18 protein-coding genes are annotated in these 17932 nt (G+C 59.1%); 10 read left to right on the top strand and 8 right to left on the bottom strand.

What is annotated here, in order from left to right; all coding sequences use genetic code 11:
- Positions 1-33 precede the first annotated feature (33 nt).
- From N655_RS0107650 to N655_RS0107640, 3 genes are all read left to right on the top strand, one after another.
- Positions 34-3414: a TonB-dependent receptor domain-containing protein gene (locus N655_RS0107650; protein WP_044934178.1), complete on the top strand. Its 3381-nt coding sequence runs from the start codon at positions 34-36 to the stop codon at positions 3412-3414.
- Positions 3415-3525: 111 nt separating this feature from the next.
- Positions 3526-4644: an SIS domain-containing protein gene (locus N655_RS0107645; protein ID WP_026442505.1), complete on the top strand. Its 1119-nt coding sequence runs from the start codon at positions 3526-3528 to the stop codon at positions 4642-4644.
- A gap of 179 nt (positions 4645-4823) precedes the next feature.
- The gene (locus N655_RS0107640; RefSeq protein WP_026442504.1) at positions 4824-5459 is read left to right on the top strand and encodes an SGNH/GDSL hydrolase family protein; all 636 of its coding nucleotides are present in this window, start codon (positions 4824-4826) and stop codon (positions 5457-5459) included.
- A gap of 18 nt (positions 5460-5477) precedes the next feature.
- On the opposite strand, the gene N655_RS0107635 is transcribed toward N655_RS0107640, so the two are convergent.
- Entirely contained in the window at positions 5478-6302 is an 825-nt protein-coding gene (locus tag N655_RS0107635; RefSeq protein WP_026442503.1) for a fumarylacetoacetate hydrolase family protein, read from the bottom strand.
- Between the two features lie 128 nt (positions 6303-6430).
- Here N655_RS0107635 and mrdA point away from each other — a divergent pair, with 128 nt between their 5' ends.
- Positions 6431-8422 carry a penicillin-binding protein 2 gene (gene mrdA, locus N655_RS0107630; RefSeq protein WP_044934174.1) on the top strand — a complete coding sequence of 664 codons (1992 nt, stop codon included), beginning with the start codon at positions 6431-6433 and terminating at the stop codon, positions 8420-8422.
- On the opposite strand, the gene moeB is transcribed toward mrdA, so the two are convergent.
- From moeB to N655_RS0107610, 4 genes are all read right to left on the bottom strand, one after another.
- A complete protein-coding gene (gene moeB, locus N655_RS0107625) occupies positions 8419-9603 on the bottom strand; it encodes a molybdopterin-synthase adenylyltransferase MoeB (RefSeq protein WP_026442501.1) in 1185 nt (394 codons plus the stop codon). The two genes, mrdA and moeB, sit on opposite strands and share 4 nt — an antisense overlap.
- 47 nt (positions 9604-9650) lie before the next feature.
- On the bottom strand, positions 9651-9926 hold the full coding sequence (locus N655_RS0107620) for a ubiquitin-like small modifier protein 1 (protein ID WP_026442500.1): 276 nt from the start codon (positions 9924-9926) through the stop codon (positions 9651-9653).
- 90 nt (positions 9927-10016) lie between these two features.
- Positions 10017-10469, bottom strand: coding sequence for a M67 family metallopeptidase (locus N655_RS0107615; RefSeq protein WP_026442499.1), 453 nt, complete (start codon positions 10467-10469; stop codon positions 10017-10019).
- Positions 10470-10474: 5 nt separating this feature from the next.
- On the bottom strand, positions 10475-11413 hold the full coding sequence (locus N655_RS0107610; RefSeq protein WP_432757644.1) for a PLP-dependent cysteine synthase family protein: 939 nt from the start codon (positions 11411-11413) through the stop codon (positions 10475-10477).
- Positions 11414-11511: 98 nt separating this feature from the next.
- On the opposite strand from N655_RS0107610, the gene N655_RS17905 reads away from it, so the two are divergent.
- Together N655_RS17905 and N655_RS0107600 are read left to right on the top strand one after the other, a co-directional pair.
- The gene (locus N655_RS17905; RefSeq protein WP_044934171.1) at positions 11512-11961 is read left to right on the top strand and encodes a hypothetical protein; all 450 of its coding nucleotides are present in this window, start codon (positions 11512-11514) and stop codon (positions 11959-11961) included.
- 80 nt (positions 11962-12041) lie between these two features.
- The gene (locus N655_RS0107600; protein WP_026442497.1) at positions 12042-12671 is read left to right on the top strand and encodes a hypothetical protein; all 630 of its coding nucleotides are present in this window, start codon (positions 12042-12044) and stop codon (positions 12669-12671) included.
- A 33-nt stretch (positions 12672-12704) separates the two neighbouring features.
- On the opposite strand, the gene N655_RS0107595 is transcribed toward N655_RS0107600, so the two are convergent.
- Together N655_RS0107595 and N655_RS0107590 are read right to left on the bottom strand one after the other, a co-directional pair.
- Positions 12705-12992 (bottom strand): putative quinol monooxygenase, encoded by a 288-nt coding sequence (locus N655_RS0107595; protein WP_026442496.1) that lies wholly within the window; start codon positions 12990-12992, stop codon positions 12705-12707.
- Positions 12993-13083: 91 nt separating this feature from the next.
- Positions 13084-13629: a DUF6580 family putative transport protein gene (locus N655_RS0107590; protein WP_026442495.1), complete on the bottom strand. Its 546-nt coding sequence runs from the start codon at positions 13627-13629 to the stop codon at positions 13084-13086.
- Positions 13630-13816: 187 nt separating this feature from the next.
- Between N655_RS0107590 and hrcA the strand changes: the two genes are divergently transcribed.
- From hrcA to N655_RS0107570, 4 genes are all read left to right on the top strand, one after another.
- A complete protein-coding gene (gene hrcA, locus N655_RS0107585) occupies positions 13817-14878 on the top strand; it encodes a heat-inducible transcriptional repressor HrcA (protein ID WP_026442494.1) in 1062 nt (353 codons plus the stop codon).
- A gap of 65 nt (positions 14879-14943) precedes the next feature.
- A complete protein-coding gene (locus tag N655_RS0107580; RefSeq protein WP_026442493.1) occupies positions 14944-15534 on the top strand; it encodes a nucleotide exchange factor GrpE in 591 nt (196 codons plus the stop codon).
- On the top strand, positions 15531-16667 hold the full coding sequence (gene dnaJ / locus N655_RS0107575; RefSeq protein WP_026442492.1) for a molecular chaperone DnaJ: 1137 nt from the start codon (positions 15531-15533) through the stop codon (positions 16665-16667). Before N655_RS0107580 ends, dnaJ begins: the two co-directional genes overlap by 4 nt.
- 68 nt (positions 16668-16735) lie before the next feature.
- Positions 16736-17365 (top strand): MBL fold metallo-hydrolase, encoded by a 630-nt coding sequence (locus N655_RS0107570; RefSeq protein WP_026442491.1) that lies wholly within the window; start codon positions 16736-16738, stop codon positions 17363-17365.
- On the opposite strand, the gene N655_RS0107565 is transcribed toward N655_RS0107570, so the two are convergent.
- Positions 17362-17844: a hypothetical protein gene (locus N655_RS0107565; RefSeq protein WP_026442490.1), complete on the bottom strand. Its 483-nt coding sequence runs from the start codon at positions 17842-17844 to the stop codon at positions 17362-17364. The two genes, N655_RS0107570 and N655_RS0107565, sit on opposite strands and share 4 nt — an antisense overlap.
- Positions 17845-17932 lie beyond the last annotated feature (88 nt).

The following is a 17932-nucleotide window of genomic DNA, read 5'->3' as shown; positions in this document are numbered from 1 at the left end:
CAACATCTTTCCTCAAACCGGAGGTCCGATTCTATGCAAGCATCCATACGCCGTTCGCTATGGCCGCTGTTGCTGATATGTATCCTGCTGTTGCCCTGTTTGCCGGCAATGGCCCAGACCGTGACAGGTTCTGTACGCGGGACCGTCACCGACCCCAGCGGCGCGATTGTGTCCGGAGCAAAAGTCACGGCGACCAATGTGGCAACCGGAGTCAACACGGAAACCACCACCAATCAGGCTGGCGAATACTCGATCCGCTTTCTTCAGATTGGGCAGTACAAGCTCACCGTGGAGGCCCCGGGCTTCGAGACTGCAACTTATGGCCCGTTTTCTCTGGAAATTGATCAGGTGGCCAAGATTGACATTCCTCTCAGCGTAGGCCAGGCCAGCACCACCGTTACCGTCAGTGAAGACTATCAGCCCATCCTGCAGACGGAAAATGCCACCAATGGCGCCACCTTCACGGAAAACACCATCAACAGCGTGCCGCTGAATGGCCGCGACTTTGCGCAGATCACCGTCTTCACTCCCGGCGCCGTCTCCACCGGCTATGGCTCCTTCGGCACCGCAAACTCCACTGAGCGCTCGACGCAGGACACCAATGAGCCGAATGTCAACGGCAGCCGCCAGCAATCCAACAACTACCTGCTGGACGGGCAGGAAATCAATGAAAACATCAACAATACGATCGGCTATAGCCCCAGCCCGGACGCTCTGGACCAGGTGCGTGTCATCTCCTCGAACGCCAATGCCGAGTTCGGCAATGTGAATGGCGGGGAAGTCGTTATGGTGATGAAAAGCGGAAGCAACAGCTTCCACGGCAGCGCCTTTGGCTTTCTGCAGAATTACAATCTGGATGCCAATAGCTGGACGAACAAGAACAACGTAGTTCCCATCGCCAAGAACCCCTACACCCAAACCATCTTTGGCGGCACCTTTGGTGGCCCCATCGTGAAGGACAAGCTCTTCTTCTTTGTGGATTATCAGGGTGTGCGGGAGCATACCGGCGGCCAGTCCACCTTCAGTCTTGCGCCTCCGGCGTTTCTCAAGGGAGATCTTTCGTCACTGCTGACCGTCAAGGGCATTCAGCTTTATGATACGCAGCACCTTACCAATGGCCAGCCAACTCCCTATCCCAATAACCAGATACCGGTGAACAACCCGGTGGCGCTGTTTCTTGCTGCACATCCGGAGGCGTACCCCTCGCCCAACAATGCAACCACAGACCCACTGGGCATTTTTAACAACTATGTCGGCCCCAGCAACACCTTCGTGCGCAATGATCAGGGCGATGTGAAAATTGACTGGCACCTGCGCGACAAGGACGTCATCTCTTCGCGTTACTCGCAGGGATATGCGCAGAATGCGACCGTCAGCGATCCGGTCCCGGTCATCTTCCCCAGCGCATCCAACTATCCTGACCATCTGGGAAACATCACCTGGACACATACCTTTTCTCCTGCCGTCGTCAACTATGCACGCGCCTCCTATGCGCGCATCCAGTTCAACAGCGGCGTCACCACCGATCCCAGCGGCATCTTTGGGTTTGATGGAAACGCCAAGGTCGGCATCCCCAGCAAAGCACAACTGACACAGGGCTTCAGCCTGCAGTCCTTCTCCACCAGCAACACCACCGGATATCCGCAAAGCTTTGGCACCAACCCGACGCCGGAGGTCTTTGTGGACAACGTCTTTGAGTATGCCGACAACCTCACCTGGCAAAAGGGGCGTCATCTCTTTAAGTTTGGTGTGCAGTTCACCCGTTATCAGCAGAACAGCTTCTATCCGGGGAATGATGGTGAGCTGGGCTCCTTCAATTACAACGGCCAGTACTCCTCCCTGCCAGGTTCGGCCAATCCCTATCCTTTTGCCGATTTCCTTCTGGACCGCTCCTATGACGTCGCCATTGGCAACGTCACGGGCCTGACCGGCCAGCGCCAGTGGCGTGACGGCATCTTCGTCCAGGACGATTTCAAAGTCACCCCCTCCTTTACCCTGAACCTTGGCGTCCGCTGGGAGTATGACCAGCCCATCTATGAGGTCAACAACAAGATGGCAAACATCAATATGACGACCAAGCAGATTGAATATGCCGGCGTGGATGGAAACAGCCGCGCTCTCTATGATCCTTACTATGCGCAGGTACAGCCGCGTTTTGGCTTTGCCTGGCAATTTACTCCGCGCTGGGTCATCCGCGGCGGCTATGGAATTACCAGCTATTTTGAGGGCATGGGAGCCAACCTCCGCCTGACCCAAAACCCGCCCTTCCATACGGACTTTGAAGAGCAGGGAACAGCGCCGAGCGGGTCCGGCAGCACATACAATCCGGGTGTCTACTATCAGGCATCCAATGGTTTCCCCACTACCACACCGCCCACCACGACCTTCTACGTGTGGCCCAAAAACATGAAGCCCTCCTCCACACAGGAAGTTACCCTGACCACAGAGTATGAGGTCAGTTCGGCTTCCTCTCTGCAAGTGGGATATGTCGGCATTCTTGGACACCATCTCACCAACCCCTACTGGGGCAACCAGCTGCCCTATCCGGGAGCAACGGCCCCCTATGCCAACATCGTGGGCCAGAGTGGCGTCATCAAAATCAGTGCCACAAATGCCGCCAGCAACTACAATGCCCTGCAGGCCATTTACCGGCAGCGCCTGACGGCAGGCCTGGAACTTACAGCCAACTACACCTATGCAAAATCTCTGACCGACAGCTTTGGCTACTACGGCGTTTCCAATATCAGTGGCCAATATTATCAACAGAATGCCTATGACATGGCTGCGGAATGGGGCCCGGCCGGCTTTGACATTCGTCATGCATTGAGCGTCACCGGGACCTATGACCTTCCCTTTGGCCGCGGAAAGCAGTTTGGCGGCAATATGAACCGCGTACTGGATGCGGTGATTGGCGGCTGGAAGCTGTCAGGCACGAACGTGACCTATACGGCCTTCCCCGTCACCGCCAGCTCTCCGGCCAACTACTCAAGCAAGGTATTTGCCTTCACCGGCTCGGCGCGCCCGAATCAGAACCTGCCTCTGCATGTACGCAATCGTACCCTGAATGCGTATTGGGGCACGGCGCTCCAGGGCACGGCGTGTGCGTCAGACCAGGTCATTAACTCGCTGGGACAGCCTTGCGTTTTCAGCGCCCAGCCCAGCAATACCTTCGGTAACGTCCGGCCGATGTCACTGCGCGGCCCCGGTTTTGAGCAGATTGACATGTCGGTGTCCAAGTCCTTCGCCCTATGGAAGGAGCACACGCTCAACTTCCGCGGCGACTTCTTCAACGCCTTCAACATCGCCAGTTATCAGGCCCCCAACAACAACGTAACGGCTTCTTCATTCGGGCAGATTACCGGCACCACCTCCACCGAGCGCCATATCCAGCTGGCCCTCAAGTATTCCTTCTGACAGAAGTCTTGCTTCCATCGCGGCGCGGAGTTTTCCGCGCCTTCTTTTTTTTGCAGAAATTTTTAGCGGTATAGCTGTCCATACAGGTTGCTTTTAAGAGAAAATAAAGCCATGTCTCGAACCTTTCCCCATGCAATGCTGCGTGAGATTTATGAGCAGCCAGAAGCATTGTCAGCCACGATTCAGAACTATGTTTCAGACCAGACGCTCGCCCCTGAAGCATTTGCTGCCGTGGCCGATGCTTTGCGCGGGCACCAGCGTATTGTGATCGCCGCCAGCGGCTCCAGCCGCCATGCCGGGCTGGCCGGGGAAATTATGCTCGAAGACCTGGCAGGGCTTACCGTGGACGTAGAGTACGCCAGCGAATACTGCTATCGCTCAACGCATACGCTCCAGGACCCTGGCGTCATCGTCATCTCGCAGTCTGGCGAAACCGCCGATACACTCGCGGCCTTGCGCGAAGGCCGATCGCGCGGCCTTTCCACCGTGGCCATTACCAATAACCCCGCTTCCACGATGGCGCGAGAAGCCGATGCTTCTCTTCCAACCGTGGCCGGCAAAGAAAAGGCCATCCCCGCCACAAAAAGCTTTACCACGCAGCTTGCCGTGCTCTATCTGCTGACGCTTGCGATGGCCCGTCTTCGTGGACGCATGACGACCCACTCTGTCTCCACGCATATCGAACAGCTAAAAGAACTCCCGGGGCTGCTTGAAGGCGCCCTTGCGCAATGGGACGAGCAGTTGCTCAACATCGCCACCCAGACAAAAGGCGCGAAGGGGTTTCTCTTTCTGGGACGCGGGATCCACTACGCCATCGCTCGTGAAGGCGCCCTCAAGCTGAAGGAGTCCGCCTATGTCCAGGCCGAAGGCTACCCCGCAGGAGAACTAAAGCATGGTCCCAATGCGCTGGTCACCAAAGATGCCCCTCTCCTCATGCTGGCCACCCAGGACCGCAATGACCCGGACTCCGTCCTGCGCTATGAAAAGACGGTGCAATTGATGAAAGACATGCAGGCACAGGGAGCAGAGATCATCGCCGTCGCCACGGAAGGTGATGACGAAGTGCCCCGGATCGCGCACTTCACGGTTTCCGTCCCCAACGCCAGTGAGTATCTGCTGACCATTCTCGAAGTGGTGCCCCTCCAGCTCTTTGCCTACCACACTGCCATCCTGCATGGCGTCGACGTGGACAGCCCGCGGAACCTGGTCAAGGCCGTGGTCGAGGAATAGCCACATCAGCCATCTGGTAGCACAGGCATAGGTCAACGTCCTGGAGCGATAATGGCGGAATGAAAAAATCCTTTTGCTGGAAAGTGACCCTTTGCTGTTTTGCTTTCATCGGCACGCCAGGACTTCCTGCGCAGACGCCGCAGTCCTCTACTGCCTGCGACTGTAAACAGATGGAGCAGATGCGTGCGAAACTGGACGACTGGGCAGGGCTTGCCCGCTATCGGGAGGAAAATGCCGCACTCCCTGCCGTCTCCGCCGGAGCTCCGCGCGTGGTCTTCTACGGCGACTCCATCACCGATGCCTGGGGACGACTCACCGGCGTTTTCTTTCCGGACAAACACTACGTCAACCGCGGCATCAGCGGCCAGACCACTCCGCAGATGCTCGTGCGCTTTCAGCAGGACGTGGTCCATCTGCATCCTGCTGTGGTAGTGGTGCTGGCAGGGACCAACGATATTGCGGGGAACACCGGCCCCTCTTCGCCGCAGATGATTCTCGATAACTTTGCTTCGATGTCTGCTATCGCCAGGGCCAACGGCATCCGGATGGTCATCGCATCCATCCTTCCCGCTGCCGCCTATCCCTGGAGACCCGGCATTCAGCCCGCGGAAGAAATCCGTCAGGTGAACCAGATGCTCAAGGATTTATGCGACAGGGAGGGACTGGTCTATCTTGATTACTACTCGGCCATGGCCGACGCCAGCGGTGGAATGCGCCCCGGGCTTTCTTCCGATGGGGTCCATCCGACTGCCCGAGGATATGAAATCATGGCGCCTCTGGCCGAAGCCGCCATCCGGCAGGCCCTGCAGAAATAGCCGCGTCCTGTTTGCGCATCAGGCCACTGGATTTTCCAGCGTGCCAATACCGTCCATCCGGATGCGGACCACGTCTCCACGTTGCAGAGTAAATGTCGCATCCGGAACAATCCCGGTGCCCGTCATCAGAAAAACGCCGTGGGGAAAGCTATTGTCGCGGAACAGATATGCGACAAGTTCCTGCAGCTCCCGTTTCATGGCGGCGAGCGTGGTTTTCCCGGAAAATGCCGTTTCTCCCTGCCGTTCGATCTCCAGAAAAATCCCGGTCTCCTTCGCAAGTGGGGCCGAATCCAGCAGAATACACGGCCCCAGGGCGCAGCTTCCGGTATAGATCTTTGCCTGGGGCAGGTAGAGCGGATTTTCCCCCTCGATATCGCGCGAACTCATATCGTTACCAATCGTGTGGCCCATGATCTTGCCATCCGGCCCCAGCAGGACCACCCATTCCGGCTCGGGGACCGACCACGATGCATCGGAACGAATGCGCACCGGCCCGCCCGGTCCGACAACCCGTGAACCGGTGGCCTTGAAGAAGAGCTCCGGACGCTCTGCCGTGTAAACACGGTCGTAAAAGCCACCCCCTCCGGCATCTTTTGCTTCTTCCATGCGGGCGTCGCGGCTGCGATAGTAGGTAACGCCAGCGGCCCATACCTCCTGGCCCTCGATAGGAGCAAGGACTGTACCCGGACCCGGTCCATCTGCGGGCCTGCCCCCGATTGCGGCGCGGGCCGCTGCCTGCAGGTCGCCCCCGGCAATGAGCTCGTCCCACCCCCCAACATGGAGCGGGAAAAACCGCCCTTGTTCCTCGACCAGCACCCCGCGGGTTGTTCGATAAAGCTTCATGGGTCGCAGTCCCACCCAGAGTACACAACGCAAACAAACCCTGTCGCGCCAAAGTTGATCCCGCGGGGCAAAGAAACAGCGCCGGTGACTCCGGTTTCCGGGTATCCTGAAGGTAGAAGTTGCCCACCATGCTCAACCGGGAAGAGAAGCTCCCATCTCTCAAACTCACTGTCGTCCAGTACGCGATTGTGGGCATTTTTCTGGTCCTCATTTTCGGGCTTTGGCGATTACAGGTGGTGGGGGCGGAAAATTACCGTGCTCTGGCCGAGGCCAACCGTATCCGCAAAGTCCCCATTCTGGCTCCGCGCGGAAAGATCTTTGACCGCGAGGGCCGCCTTCTGGTGGACAACTATCCCTCAGTCTCCTGCTTCCTGGTGCGCGAGCAGGGACATGACTACATGTCAGACCTTCCGCGCATCGCCCGTGGCCTCCACATGACCGTAGACCAGATTGAGGCCATTCTGAAGAAATACCAGACGGCGCCCAAGTATCAGCCGCTGCCCCTCAAGCAGGACATTACGCCGGATGAGCAGGAGTTCATTGAGGCCCACCGCGATGAGTTCCCCGAACTGGAAACAGTCGAGGAGCAGCGCCGCCTCTACCCCAAAGACGGATTTGCCGCACACCTGATTGGCTATGTGGGTGAGGTCAGCGAGGAGATGCTGAACGACCCACGTTACGCTTATTACGAGCCGGGCGACGTGGTCGGCAAGTCCGGTGTCGAGCAGTCCTATGACGCAATTCTTCGCGGACAGGACGGATCGCGCGACGTGATCGTGGACAGCCACGGACGTGAGGTCGGGAAGCTGGGCACCGAACATGCCGTCCCCGGCAAAAGCCTCCGGCTTACGATTGACATTGATATTCAGCGCGCAGCAGAAAACGCCCTGGAGGGCCATAACGGCTCCATCATCGCCATCGACCCGCACACCGGCGAAATCCTGGCCCTGGTCAGCAGGCCCGCTTTTGATCCCAACGACTTTGCTGTCCGCATCGGACGCGAGGAATGGAACAAACTCATCACAGACCCTGAGCATCCTCTGCTGAACAAGGCCATTCAGGCCCAGCTTGCTCCCGGTTCCACCTTCAAGATCATCATGGCTGCCGCTGGTCTTGAAGAAGGTGTGGCGCAGGACCTCAATGTCCATTGCAGCGGCGGCGCGGTCTTCTACGGACGCTACTTTAAGTGCTGGGTCCATGGCGGCCACGGCGAAGTGAATATCACCAAGGGGATTTACCAGTCCTGCGACGTCTTCTTCTACACGCTGGCAGAAAAGCTGGGCATCGAGAAGATCGCAAAATGGGCACATGCCTTCGGCCTCGGAGAAAAGACCGGCGTGGACCTTCCCAATGAAGCGGCCGGCACCATGCCTTCAGAAGAGTGGAAGATGCGCAACTTTCACCAGAAATGGTTTGCCGGAGAGACCATCTCGGTGGGCATCGGCCAGGGCGCCGTGGCCGCTACGCCAATTCAAATGGCCCGCGCCATCGGAGGCATTGCCTCCGGCGGCGTCCTGAAACGTCCCCATATCGTGTTTCCTGATGAGCTGCCTCCCGATTACCGGAAGGCCATTCTGGACACCTACCCCGGCTCCGGGGACAAAGTTGTCCCCCTCGATCCGCAAAGCTGGGAGACCATCACCGATGCCATGGTCGAGGTCATGAGTCCCGCCGGAACTGACCCCAGCGCACACCTGGAAGGAATTGATTTTGCCGGCAAGACCGGCAGCGCGCAGACGATGAGCAATGCCCTGGCCGCGCGGCTGGGACATTCGCACTCCGTTCACGACAACGCGTGGTTTGTCGGCTTTACCCCGCGACGCAATCCTGACATTGTCGTCTGCACACTCTTTGAAGCAGGAGAGCACGGCCGCCTCGCTGGCCGTCTGGCGGCCCGCGTCATCGAGGCCTATGTGAACAAGCAGAGGCGGCTGAACCATAACCTGGTGGCGAAAACTCCGGCCAAAGTAGACGTAGGGGCCATCTGGAACGACCCCGTGGCGCGGGAGCTGAACGGAGGAAAACCAGTCCTGACCGGCAAAGAGAAGAACGATGCCCTGTGGGGCGGACACTTCTATCTCAATGTGCCGCCCACACTGGCCGATGCAAAACTGCCTTAATATTTTGGCAGCTTGGGATCTACATCATTGGCCCACGCAGTGATGCCGCCGGCCAGGTTGGACACGTTTTTAAATCCGCTCTTCTGCAGGAACTCGGCCGCCTTCTGGCTGCGTCCACCCGACTTGCAATGGACAACGATCTCGCGGTTGGGGTCAAGTTCACTGATGCGGTTCGGTAGCTCGCCCAACGGAATCAGGGAGGCGCCGATGTTCACAATCTGGTATTCATGCGGCTCACGCACGTCGAGGACAAAGATGTTCTCTCCCGCGTCGAGACGCTGCTTCAATTCTTTGGGTGTAATTTGTGGAATGCCGTTTTGCACAGGTGCCGCCTTCACTTCTTCTTCGGGAACAATCCCGCAGAATTGCTGGTAATCAATTAATTTTTTCACAGTCGGATGCGTTCCGCAGACTGGGCAGTCTGGATTTTTGCGCAGCTTCAGTTCGCGGAACTTCATTCCCAGTGCATCGACCAGCAGCAGGCGGCCAATGAGTGGCTCACCCTTGCCGAGGACCAGCTTGATGACCTCCGTTGCCTGAATCACCCCAAGCAGCCCGGGCAGAATACCGAGCACACCGCCCTCTGCGCAGGAGGGAACAAGTCCTGGTGGTGGCGGCTCAGGATAAAGGCAGCGGTAGCACGGGCCCTCTTCGGTGGCAAAGACACTGGCCTGCCCTTCAAAGCGGAAGATCGAGGCGTACGCATTGGGTTTGCCGCTGAGCACGCAGGCGTCATTGACCAGGTAGCGCGTGGGGAAGTTGTCGGTGCCATCGGCAACGATGTCGTAGTCCTTGATAATCTCAAGTGCGTTGGCGCTGGTGAGCATCGTCTCATGCTTCACAATCTTCAGATACGGATTCAGCGCCTGGAGCTTTTCTGCCGCCGAGTCAATCTTGGGGCGGCCCACATCTTTGGTGCTGTGGATGATCTGGCGCTGAAGATTGCTCTCATCCACTTTGTCAAAGTCCACCAGACCAAGCGTCCCGATGCCGGCTGCGGCAAGATAGTAGGCAAGCGGCGCGCCGAGTCCGCCGGTACCGACGCAGAGGACCTTTGCCGCCTTCAGCTTTTTCTGCCCTTCCAGGCCGACTTCGGGCAGAATCAGGTGCCGCGAATAGCGGGCGATTTCTTCATTTGTAAGCTGTGGCTGGGCCACCGTTTCTTCTGTGCATGTTGGCATGAAATTTCTCCCAAAATGATACGCCGAAGCGTGATTGCCTGGAGGGCCTAGTACCCGCCTGCGATGGAAGGGATGATCGAAAGCGAATCTTCTTCCTTTACGCTGGTGGCTTCTTTCTCGGGCAGATACCGCACATCTTCGTCATTCAGATACACGTTGACAAAGGCCCGCAGTTTGCCTTCGTCCGAGTAGAGGTGCTTCTTCAGGTCGGGATGCTGCTCAGTAAGCACCTGCAGCGCCTCACCAACGGTCTTTGCATCCACCTGCACAGCATCCTGCTTGTTCACATAGGCGCGCAATGGGGTAGGTATGAAAATCTTCATGAGAGTACAAATCCTTTCTTCGGTCCATTTCATGGAAGCAGACACAGCAGGCACGGACGCCTCTGCGCAGGGAGCGGGGTGACCCGGCGGTCAACATCGTTCCGCTACCAGTTCCTCTACCTGAATGACCTCGTCCTCAAAGGACTTGTTTTCCTCGGTCGTTCCCGTTAACAGGAACGAGTTGGTCTGTTTTGCAATGCCTTTCTCGACTGCAGTAATCACATAGGAGCAGCCGAGCCAGTGGGCTTCCGCAAAGTCTGTCGCTGACCACTGCGCCGGATGGTCCGGGTGCGAGTGGTAGAAGCCTACGATGTCCAGACCGCGCTCGCGCCCCTGCCGCTGGATGCGCACCAGCTCCTGCGGGGCGATGCTGTAGCGGTTGTGCGCCGAATCGGTGCGGGTATTGCCGGCCCGGACGGCCTCCACCACCTCATTGACGCCCTCATGGGAGCGGCCCAGCAGCACACCGCAACACTCATGCGGATAGGTTTCTTCACCATGTTTCCGCAGTGCGTTGTAGATTGGTCCGCTGAGCTTCAGCATTGCTTTTACTCTTCCTCCCAGAAGCGTTCGCTGAGATACTTGTCTGCCGAATCCGGCAGGATGGTCACGATCATCGCCTCGCGGCCTCGGGCCGCCTCTTCTTCTGCAATTTGCAGCGCTGCAGCCACCGCTCCGGCTGCCGATACGCCCACCAGCAGGCCCTCGGTCCGCGCCAGCCGCTTGGCCATGCGGTAAGCGGTCTCGGTCGGCATTTCCAGGTCACGGTCGGCCAGCGATGCGTCGTAAATCTTCGGGACAATCGCCGTCGCCATGTGCTTCAGCCCTTCCAGGCCATGAAACGGCGAATCGGGCTGCATGGAGATGCACTGTACTGCTGGATTCAATTCTTTCAGACGCCGCGTGGTTCCGACAAATGTGCCGCTGGTGCCCAACCCGGCCACAAAATGCGTGAGCTGTCCGGCCGTCTGCTCCCAGATTTCAATGGCCGTCGTGCGATAGTGCGCCTGCCAGTTGGCGTCATTGCCATACTGGTCGGCATAGTAATACTTTTCCGGCTCCGAGGCCGCCATCTCCCGCGCCTTGCGAATGGCACCGTCAGAGCCGTCGCCAGGATCGGTCCAGACCACGTTTGCACCATAGGCCTTCAGAATGCGCTTGCGTTCCGGGGACACATTCGCGGGCACGCAGAGCGTCACCGGAAAGCCCATCGCCGCGCCCAACATGGCATAGGCGATGCCCGTGTTCCCGCTCGTGGCGTCCAGCAGGTGCTGGCCTTGGCCTAATCTTCCCTGCCTGATGGCCGCCGTCACAATGGAAGACGCCGCGCGGTCCTTCACAGAGCCGCCCGGATTGGCCCACTCCGCCTTGCCCAGGACCTGGACCCCGGACAGATGCGCGGTAATGCGCTCCAAACGCAGCAAGGGCGTGTTCCCGATGCGATCCAGCAGCGTCGCCCCCAGCGATTGTGTCATGGTTGCCATCATTCAATACGTTGCAGCGCGCCGCAAAAGTGTGCGAGAGTGAAAACAGCGGCAGCCTGCATCCAGTTTAACAAGTCTGGTCTTTGCCGCGTCCTGACACTATGCCAAGAAAAACAAAACAGACCACTTTCGACGAGGCCCTCGCGAACCTTCGCAGCTTCCAGTTTGATGTCCGTGAGGCGTCCGGGGTCGCAGGACAATACCGGGTGGAGAAAAATGGCTGCGCCGCCATCCTCGCGCGCAACGGCAATATCGCTTCCATTGTGGAAGGTCCGGGCATCGTGCTGGGAGGCGAAATTGCACACCTGCTCGATCGCGGCTTCCAGAAGTTTCTCAAAACCAGCCGTCTGGAAATCACCGCCACGGCCGACCATCTGAAGGCCCTGCACCGTTTCAGCGAAGAGCTGAAGGAGGCCATTGGAGCACCCAGCTACTACAACGAGTCGATTGGCACCACCAGTACGGACTACTTTTACGATCGCGTCAAAGGACGCGACACGAAACCCATTCCGCGTGGGGCCACGCCCTGGGACACCGCCGACGCGCATTGAGACGATGCGGTCTGCATTGGGTTGCTTGAAAAATACGTGCTCGCTGCATTTGCCCTGAAGCGGGCCTGCAGCATCATAGGATGATGACTCTCCGTCCGGCCATTGCGGTCTTGCTTGTCCTGTTCGCGGGGCCACTTCGGGGCCAGGTCCCACTCCACGCCTCCCGCCAGCAGGACGTCTATGCCATCTACTCGCTTCTGATGCCCGGCGCCGTTCTGGCCAATTTGGGCCCGGACCACAATCAGCGCTGGGCCATCGCGGACACCACAATCAACATTGATGATATGAACCCGAAGCTGTCTCCGGATGCGGCGCTCAGGCCCCCGGCTGACAATCCCCGGCCATTCCAAGAGGCGCTGGCGGACTTCCATGCCCGCAAATATCAGAGGCTCACGCTCGGCCGGCACTTCCATCTCGACCGGCCTTACACACTGCTTTCTGCCGCCGAGATCAGCGAGATGAAGCAGACACTGGGCACGGCCGCAGCCAGCTCCGCGCTGCAACAAAAGTATGCCGGTTACCCAGGAATCACATTTTTTAGTGATGTTTACTTTGATTCCAGGCAGCGCGCGGCCCTGGTCTACCAGCTCGACTGGTGCGGAAATCTGTGCAGTCAGGGAGAATGGATTTATCTGGAAAAACACAATGGGCACTGGGTCCAGCGTTCCGGCCAGGCTGCTGTGGTATCCGGGGCAACGCCCTTTGAATGACCGCGGTCTGGTCTCCCCGGGTCATGTGCGGCATCAGATGACCGCAACCAGGTTTTCTACCGAGCGCTCCAGCATCATCTGGTACAGGCCGCCAATTGCATATTGCTGGAAGTGAGGGGTCGCACGGTGCGCCTCCAAAGCGGCCTCGTCCTTGTACTGTTCGTAGATAAGCACTGTGCAGGCCTCGCCGTCCACCCAGTGTGGAATGTATGTGATGCAGCCCGGCTCCTGGCGGGAAGCAGGGGCCAGCTCCTTAAGGACCTCACTGATCTTCTCGCGGTCTTTTTCTGCAAAACGCATGCGAACGGTAAAGCTGACCATACTCTCCATCTCTAAGCCTGAAGGTACAACAAACACGCGGCACGGGAAATATTCGCAAAGCTACGCTGCGCCGGGCAAAGACGAAGACCGCTCAGGCCACGTGCCGCCCTTCGGCCGAGTGGAGGGCGGACCAGCGGTGCGCCAGCGCGGGCAGGCCAAAAGCGAGTCCGGTCACCAAAGCGGTCGAAAGCAGATCATTCCGGTAGAAAGGCAGTCCAGCGCCATAGGCCGTCATCAGACCGCCAAAGCTGCGCGGGTACAGCCCTTGCAGCATGGACCATGCCGCAAAGTTGCTGGCCAGAAAAAAGGTCGTCGAGGAAAGGACCACCGCCGCCGCTACCCTTCCGGCGGAGACCCGGTGGTGCAGCAGCAGGCGTCCCAGGACCATCACCGCCGCATACCACGCCCAGGTCACCAGATAGTCCTGTGCATGGAAGGGATAGCTGTAATAGGAGACGGTCATGAAATAGTCGGTCACCATCAAAGCAGCCAGGGGAAGGACCATCTGTCCCAGCGGACGTCGCGCGCCGAAAAACAGCAGCGACCCGCCAATAGCAGTAAAGTTCAGCCAGTCATGGTGCGACGCCACCACATAACGGCTCACAATCGCAAATAAAACCAGAAGATAGGCAGCCATGCATCAACCCCTGCGCGGAAGTTCCGAAACCCTATTATTTCACGGTCGAGGAAACGAAAGACAGCGCAGAACCGGGAAACTTGACCCCTTCAAATCGCTCCCCTGCAAACTGTGAAACCTTGCGGCCTCTCATCTTGCTTTAAAATAAAAAGTGGAGGAGACCACCCAAAAGTGGTCCATGGAAACCATGTCTTCCGAGCTGCGGATCAGCCCGCGTGACCGGCAGGTGCTCAACGCCGTCATCGAAATCTATATCGCCACCGGAGAACCAGTGGCCTCGCAGGCCGTTGCGCGCAAATGCGGCGAGAAGGAAGGCATGAGCGCTGCCACGATCCGCAACGTCATGGCCTCCCTTGACGAGGCCGGACTACTGGAGCAGCCTCACACCTCCGCCGGGCGGATTCCCACGGCCCGCGCCTTCCGCTTCTACGTCTCCCAGCTTCCTCATACCACCGCCTCTGCGCCGCTCACGCCGCAAAGGCAGGAGCAGATTGAGGACAGCTTTGCCGGCATCACCAGCAGCCAGCAGTTCCTGGAGCGCACCTCTCATGTGCTGGCCCTGATTTCGAGCGGCGTCGGCGTGGCCCTGGCCCCAGTCACCGACCTCCACGCGCTGGAGCATATCCACTTCAGCCGCCTCACAGCCGGGCGCGTCCTCGCCGTGGTCGTCACAAAGGCCGGCCTGGTACTGGACCGTGTTCTGGTCCTCGACCATGACCTGGGCCAGGCAGAACTGGAGCTGGCCGCGCGCTTCCTCAACGAGAACTTCCACGGCTGGTCCATGGAGCGCATCCGGGCCGAGCTGGTCCGACGCATGGAACAGGAACGGAACGAGTACGACCGACTGATGCGCTCTCTTGGCGAACTTTACCGTAAGGGCGCCTTGCATACCGATGCCAGCGGGCAGAGCCTTTTTGTCGAGGGCGTGGCCAATCTGCTGGCCAGCGAACTGGACCGCGAACGCCTGCAGCAGTTGCTGCGCGCCCTGGAAACCAGGCAGCGGGTCGTCGAGTTGCTGAATGCCTACGTAGACGCCCGCCAGCAGACCGTCCGCGTCGTGGTGGGGCTCGAAGAGACCCTACCGGAAATGCAGGACTTGGTGCTCATTGGCGCACCTGCGCGGCTGGATGGAAGCCACTTCGGCGCCGTTGCTGTGATTGGTCCGACCCGCATGCGCTATCAGGAGACGATCAACGCCGTCTCCTATATCGCCCAGCTTTCAGACAGGATCTTCCAGCCTCCGCAGTAGCATCTGGAACATCAGAAGGAATTCAGATTCCGGGCGCCCTCGCGTGCCCGCGTAAAGGTTGAAATATGAGCAGGAAAATAGTCGAAGCACCCCAGACAACAGCCCCGCAGACAGCTCCGGAGGACCAGCAGGCCAGCACCGCGGAAAACACGCAGCCTGAACCCATCGTGCCCGTGGAAACATCTCATGTTCCACAAGAGGAATATGACCGCCTGAAGGCCGAGCGCGACTCGTTGGTAGACCGCCTTGCCCGTCTCCAGGCCGAATTTGAAAATTACCGCAAGCGTGAGGCCCGGGAGCGTGCGGAATTCCGCGATTTCGCCACCGCCAGTGCGGTCGAGCAGTTCCTCCCCGTGCTGGACAATTTTCAGCTCGCGCTCAAGTCCTCCGGGACGGTCGAACAGCTTCGCGCGGGCGTGGAATTGATCGTCCGGCAGATGGAAGAGGCCCTGCGCTCACTCCAGGTGCAGCCCGTGGAAGCTGTCGGTACCGTGTTCAATCCCCACCTTCATGAGGCCCTGGAGACAGTCGAGCGCGCCGACCTTCCGGACCATCAGGTCTTTGAAGAAGTCCGTCGCGGATATCGTATGAAGGAGCGGCTGCTGCGGCCGGCCCTTGTCCGTGTCGTCAGCAATCCGCAGCAGAAAGAAGCATGAGCCGGACATCCAACGTGACAAAAGCCGATTATTACGAAATTCTGGGTGTCTCCCGCAGCGCCTCTGAACAGGAGCTGAAGGCCGCCTATCGCAAGCTCGCCATGAAGTACCACCCGGACCGCAATCCGGGAAACAAGGAGGCGGAAGAGAAGTTCAAGGAGTGCAGCGAGGCCTACCAGGTGCTCTCAGACCCGCAAAAGCGCGCCGCCTATGACCGCTATGGCCATGCGGGCGTCAGTGGTGCAGCTGCCTCCAATGGCGACCCCTTCGCCGGTATGCCGGACCTGGGCGACATCTTTGGGGACTTCTTTGGTGAGGTCTTCAACATGGGCGGGGGCGGTCGCCGTGCTTCGCGCGCCCAGCGGGGACGCGACGTTCGAGTGGACCTGACCATCGAATTCGAAGACGCCGTCTTCGGCAAGGAGACCCAGGTCACCGTCCGCCGCATGGAGGCCTGCGAAAGCTGCCACGGCACCGGCACCGCCGACGGGCGCGGACCGTCCGTCTGCCCACAGTGCCAGGGCCGCGGCCAGGTCCGCTTTCAGCAGGGCTTCTTCTCCATCGCCCGCACCTGTTCGGCCTGCTCCGGCTCCGGCACCGTCATCTCTGACCCATGCCGCACCTGTCGCGGCGATGGCCGTGTCGAACGCCAGCGCACCATCCAGGTCACCGTTCCTGCCGGGGTGGAAGAGGGCACGCGGATCCGCTATCAGGGAGAGGGTGATGCGGGACGCTATGGCGGCCCCTCCGGCGACCTTTATATTTTGCTCTCGGTCAAGCCGCACGCCTTTTTTGAGCGCGACGGCAATGATCTGCATTGTGTGGTCCCGGTGTCCTTCCCACAGGCAGCACTGGGCGATGAGATCAGCATTCCGACCCTCGAAGGAGATACCGTCCTCCGCATACCCGAGGGCACGCAGAGCGGGCAGGAATTCCGCATCCGCGGCAAGGGCATTCCCTACCTCAATGAACATGGACGGGGAGACCTCATCGTCCAGGTCGTGGTGCAGACCCCGAAGAAGCTCACGAAAGTGCAGAAGGAGCTCCTGCGCCAGCTCTCCGAATCGCTCACCGTGGAAAACAAGCCCACCTCCCGCAGCCTGTTTTCCAAAGTAAAGGAAATGTTCAGTTGATGACCGCGTGCAGGGGCCGAAGCGACCGGTTCGCGTCCTTCATGCCCCCGGTCCCATAAGGATTTTGCATGATTCTGGAAACCTTCCCCGTCGGGATCCTCCAGTGCAACTGCACCATCGTGGGCGATGAAAATACAGGCGAAGCCCTGGTCATTGATCCCGGCGATGAGATCTCCCGTATTCTGGAACGGCTACGCCTGCATCGCCTCAAACTGAAGCAGATTGTGGTGACCCACGCGCACATTGACCACGTGGGCGGCGCGCAGAAGCTCAAACAGGCCACCGGGGCCCCCATCCTGCTCAACCAGAATGACCTCCCGCTCCTGCAGATGATGGAAATGCAGGCCGGATGGCTGGGCGTACCCACCCCCGACGTGGCCCCACCCGATGCCAGCGCCGAAGATGCCCTCATCATCGGGCTGGAACAGTACCCGGCCCAGATTCTGCATACCCCCGGCCACACCCCCGGAAGCATCTGCCTCTACTTTCAGCCGCAGGATCTCCTCATCGCGGGCGATACCCTTTTTGCCGGATCCATCGGGAGAACAGACCTCCCCGGAGGAGACCACCGTAAAATCCTGCGCTCGATCCATGACCGCCTGCTCGTTCTTCCCGGAAAGACCCGGGTGGTTCCCGGCCATGGACCGGCTACGACCATCGAAGAAGAAGCCGAATCCAACCCCTTCCTTCAGAATTAATGTGCGGTCTTGAAGACACTGCGGCGGCGTCCGCCTCCTCGTGTTGCGGGATCAGAAAAAGCCGGCCCCCCATTCTCTGCTGAGAAGCCGTGCAGCAAAGCCGGATTGGGTTCAAAATGTTCTTTCCCTCCGTGGAACTGCCGGGCATCATTCAGCAGCAGAACTCCCTGGGACTCGGAAGCATGGACAGTGCCCCGGATGGTGATGTCCTGCCCGCGGTAACCCTCCAGATCGCCCACCTGCTTACGGTCCCTTTTCCGGCTCAGAATGGTAAACCGGCAGGAACCATCCGGAAGCTCTGGCCGGCAAACATCCAGAAAGCGTGTGCCATCGGCCATTTCCACCACATCATAGACATGCGCCTGGATGCACACGTCCTGGTTCGCGTGATGAAGCGCCTCCTCCGGGGCATAGCACTTCCGCGCAGTCCCGGCAAAGGTCACGCCTGATATGAGACAAAGGCAAAGAAGAACACGCATGGCTCAAAGCGTGCCTCTACCCTACCCCGGCCCCCGGCTGGCTGCACAGATTACCAAAGATTGCCCTTGTCAGTGCCACAGACAAACG

This window comes from Pseudacidobacterium ailaaui (genome assembly GCF_000688455.1).
In the GTDB taxonomy this organism is placed as follows: domain Bacteria; phylum Acidobacteriota; class Terriglobia; order Terriglobales; family Acidobacteriaceae; genus Pseudacidobacterium; species Pseudacidobacterium ailaaui.
The sequence above is the reverse complement of the archived record's forward strand: the minus strand, read 5'-3'. Positions and strand labels throughout refer to the sequence as shown.

Bases quoted from the DNA above. Each gene is read 5' to 3' on its own strand.
- N655_RS0107650 (WP_044934178.1), top strand. From the start codon at position 34: ATGCAAGCATCCATACGCCGTTCGCTATGGCCGCTGTTGCTGATATGT.
- N655_RS0107645 (WP_026442505.1), top strand. From the start codon at position 3,526: ATGTCTCGAACCTTTCCCCATGCAATGCTGCGTGAGATTTATGAGCAG.
- N655_RS0107640 (WP_026442504.1), top strand. From the start codon at position 4,824: ATGCGTGCGAAACTGGACGACTGGGCAGGGCTTGCCCGCTATCGGGAG.
- N655_RS0107635 (WP_026442503.1), bottom strand. From the start codon at position 6,302: ATGAAGCTTTATCGAACAACCCGCGGGGTGCTGGTCGAGGAACAAGGG.
- mrdA (WP_044934174.1), top strand. From the start codon at position 6,431: ATGCTCAACCGGGAAGAGAAGCTCCCATCTCTCAAACTCACTGTCGTC.
- moeB (WP_026442501.1), bottom strand. From the start codon at position 9,603: ATGCCAACATGCACAGAAGAAACGGTGGCCCAGCCACAGCTTACAAAT.
- N655_RS0107620 (WP_026442500.1), bottom strand. From the start codon at position 9,926: ATGAAGATTTTCATACCTACCCCATTGCGCGCCTATGTGAACAAGCAG.
- N655_RS0107615 (WP_026442499.1), bottom strand. From the start codon at position 10,469: ATGCTGAAGCTCAGCGGACCAATCTACAACGCACTGCGGAAACATGGT.
- N655_RS0107610 (WP_432757644.1), bottom strand. From the start codon at position 11,413: ATGATGGCAACCATGACACAATCGCTGGGGGCGACGCTGCTGGATCGC.
- N655_RS17905 (WP_044934171.1), top strand. From the start codon at position 11,512: ATGCCAAGAAAAACAAAACAGACCACTTTCGACGAGGCCCTCGCGAAC.
- N655_RS0107600 (WP_026442497.1), top strand. From the start codon at position 12,042: ATGATGACTCTCCGTCCGGCCATTGCGGTCTTGCTTGTCCTGTTCGCG.
- N655_RS0107595 (WP_026442496.1), bottom strand. From the start codon at position 12,992: ATGGTCAGCTTTACCGTTCGCATGCGTTTTGCAGAAAAAGACCGCGAG.
- N655_RS0107590 (WP_026442495.1), bottom strand. From the start codon at position 13,629: ATGGCTGCCTATCTTCTGGTTTTATTTGCGATTGTGAGCCGTTATGTG.
- hrcA (WP_026442494.1), top strand. From the start codon at position 13,817: ATGTCTTCCGAGCTGCGGATCAGCCCGCGTGACCGGCAGGTGCTCAAC.
- N655_RS0107580 (WP_026442493.1), top strand. From the start codon at position 14,944: ATGAGCAGGAAAATAGTCGAAGCACCCCAGACAACAGCCCCGCAGACA.
- dnaJ (WP_026442492.1), top strand. From the start codon at position 15,531: ATGAGCCGGACATCCAACGTGACAAAAGCCGATTATTACGAAATTCTG.
- N655_RS0107570 (WP_026442491.1), top strand. From the start codon at position 16,736: ATGATTCTGGAAACCTTCCCCGTCGGGATCCTCCAGTGCAACTGCACC.
- N655_RS0107565 (WP_026442490.1), bottom strand. From the start codon at position 17,844: ATGCGTGTTCTTCTTTGCCTTTGTCTCATATCAGGCGTGACCTTTGCC.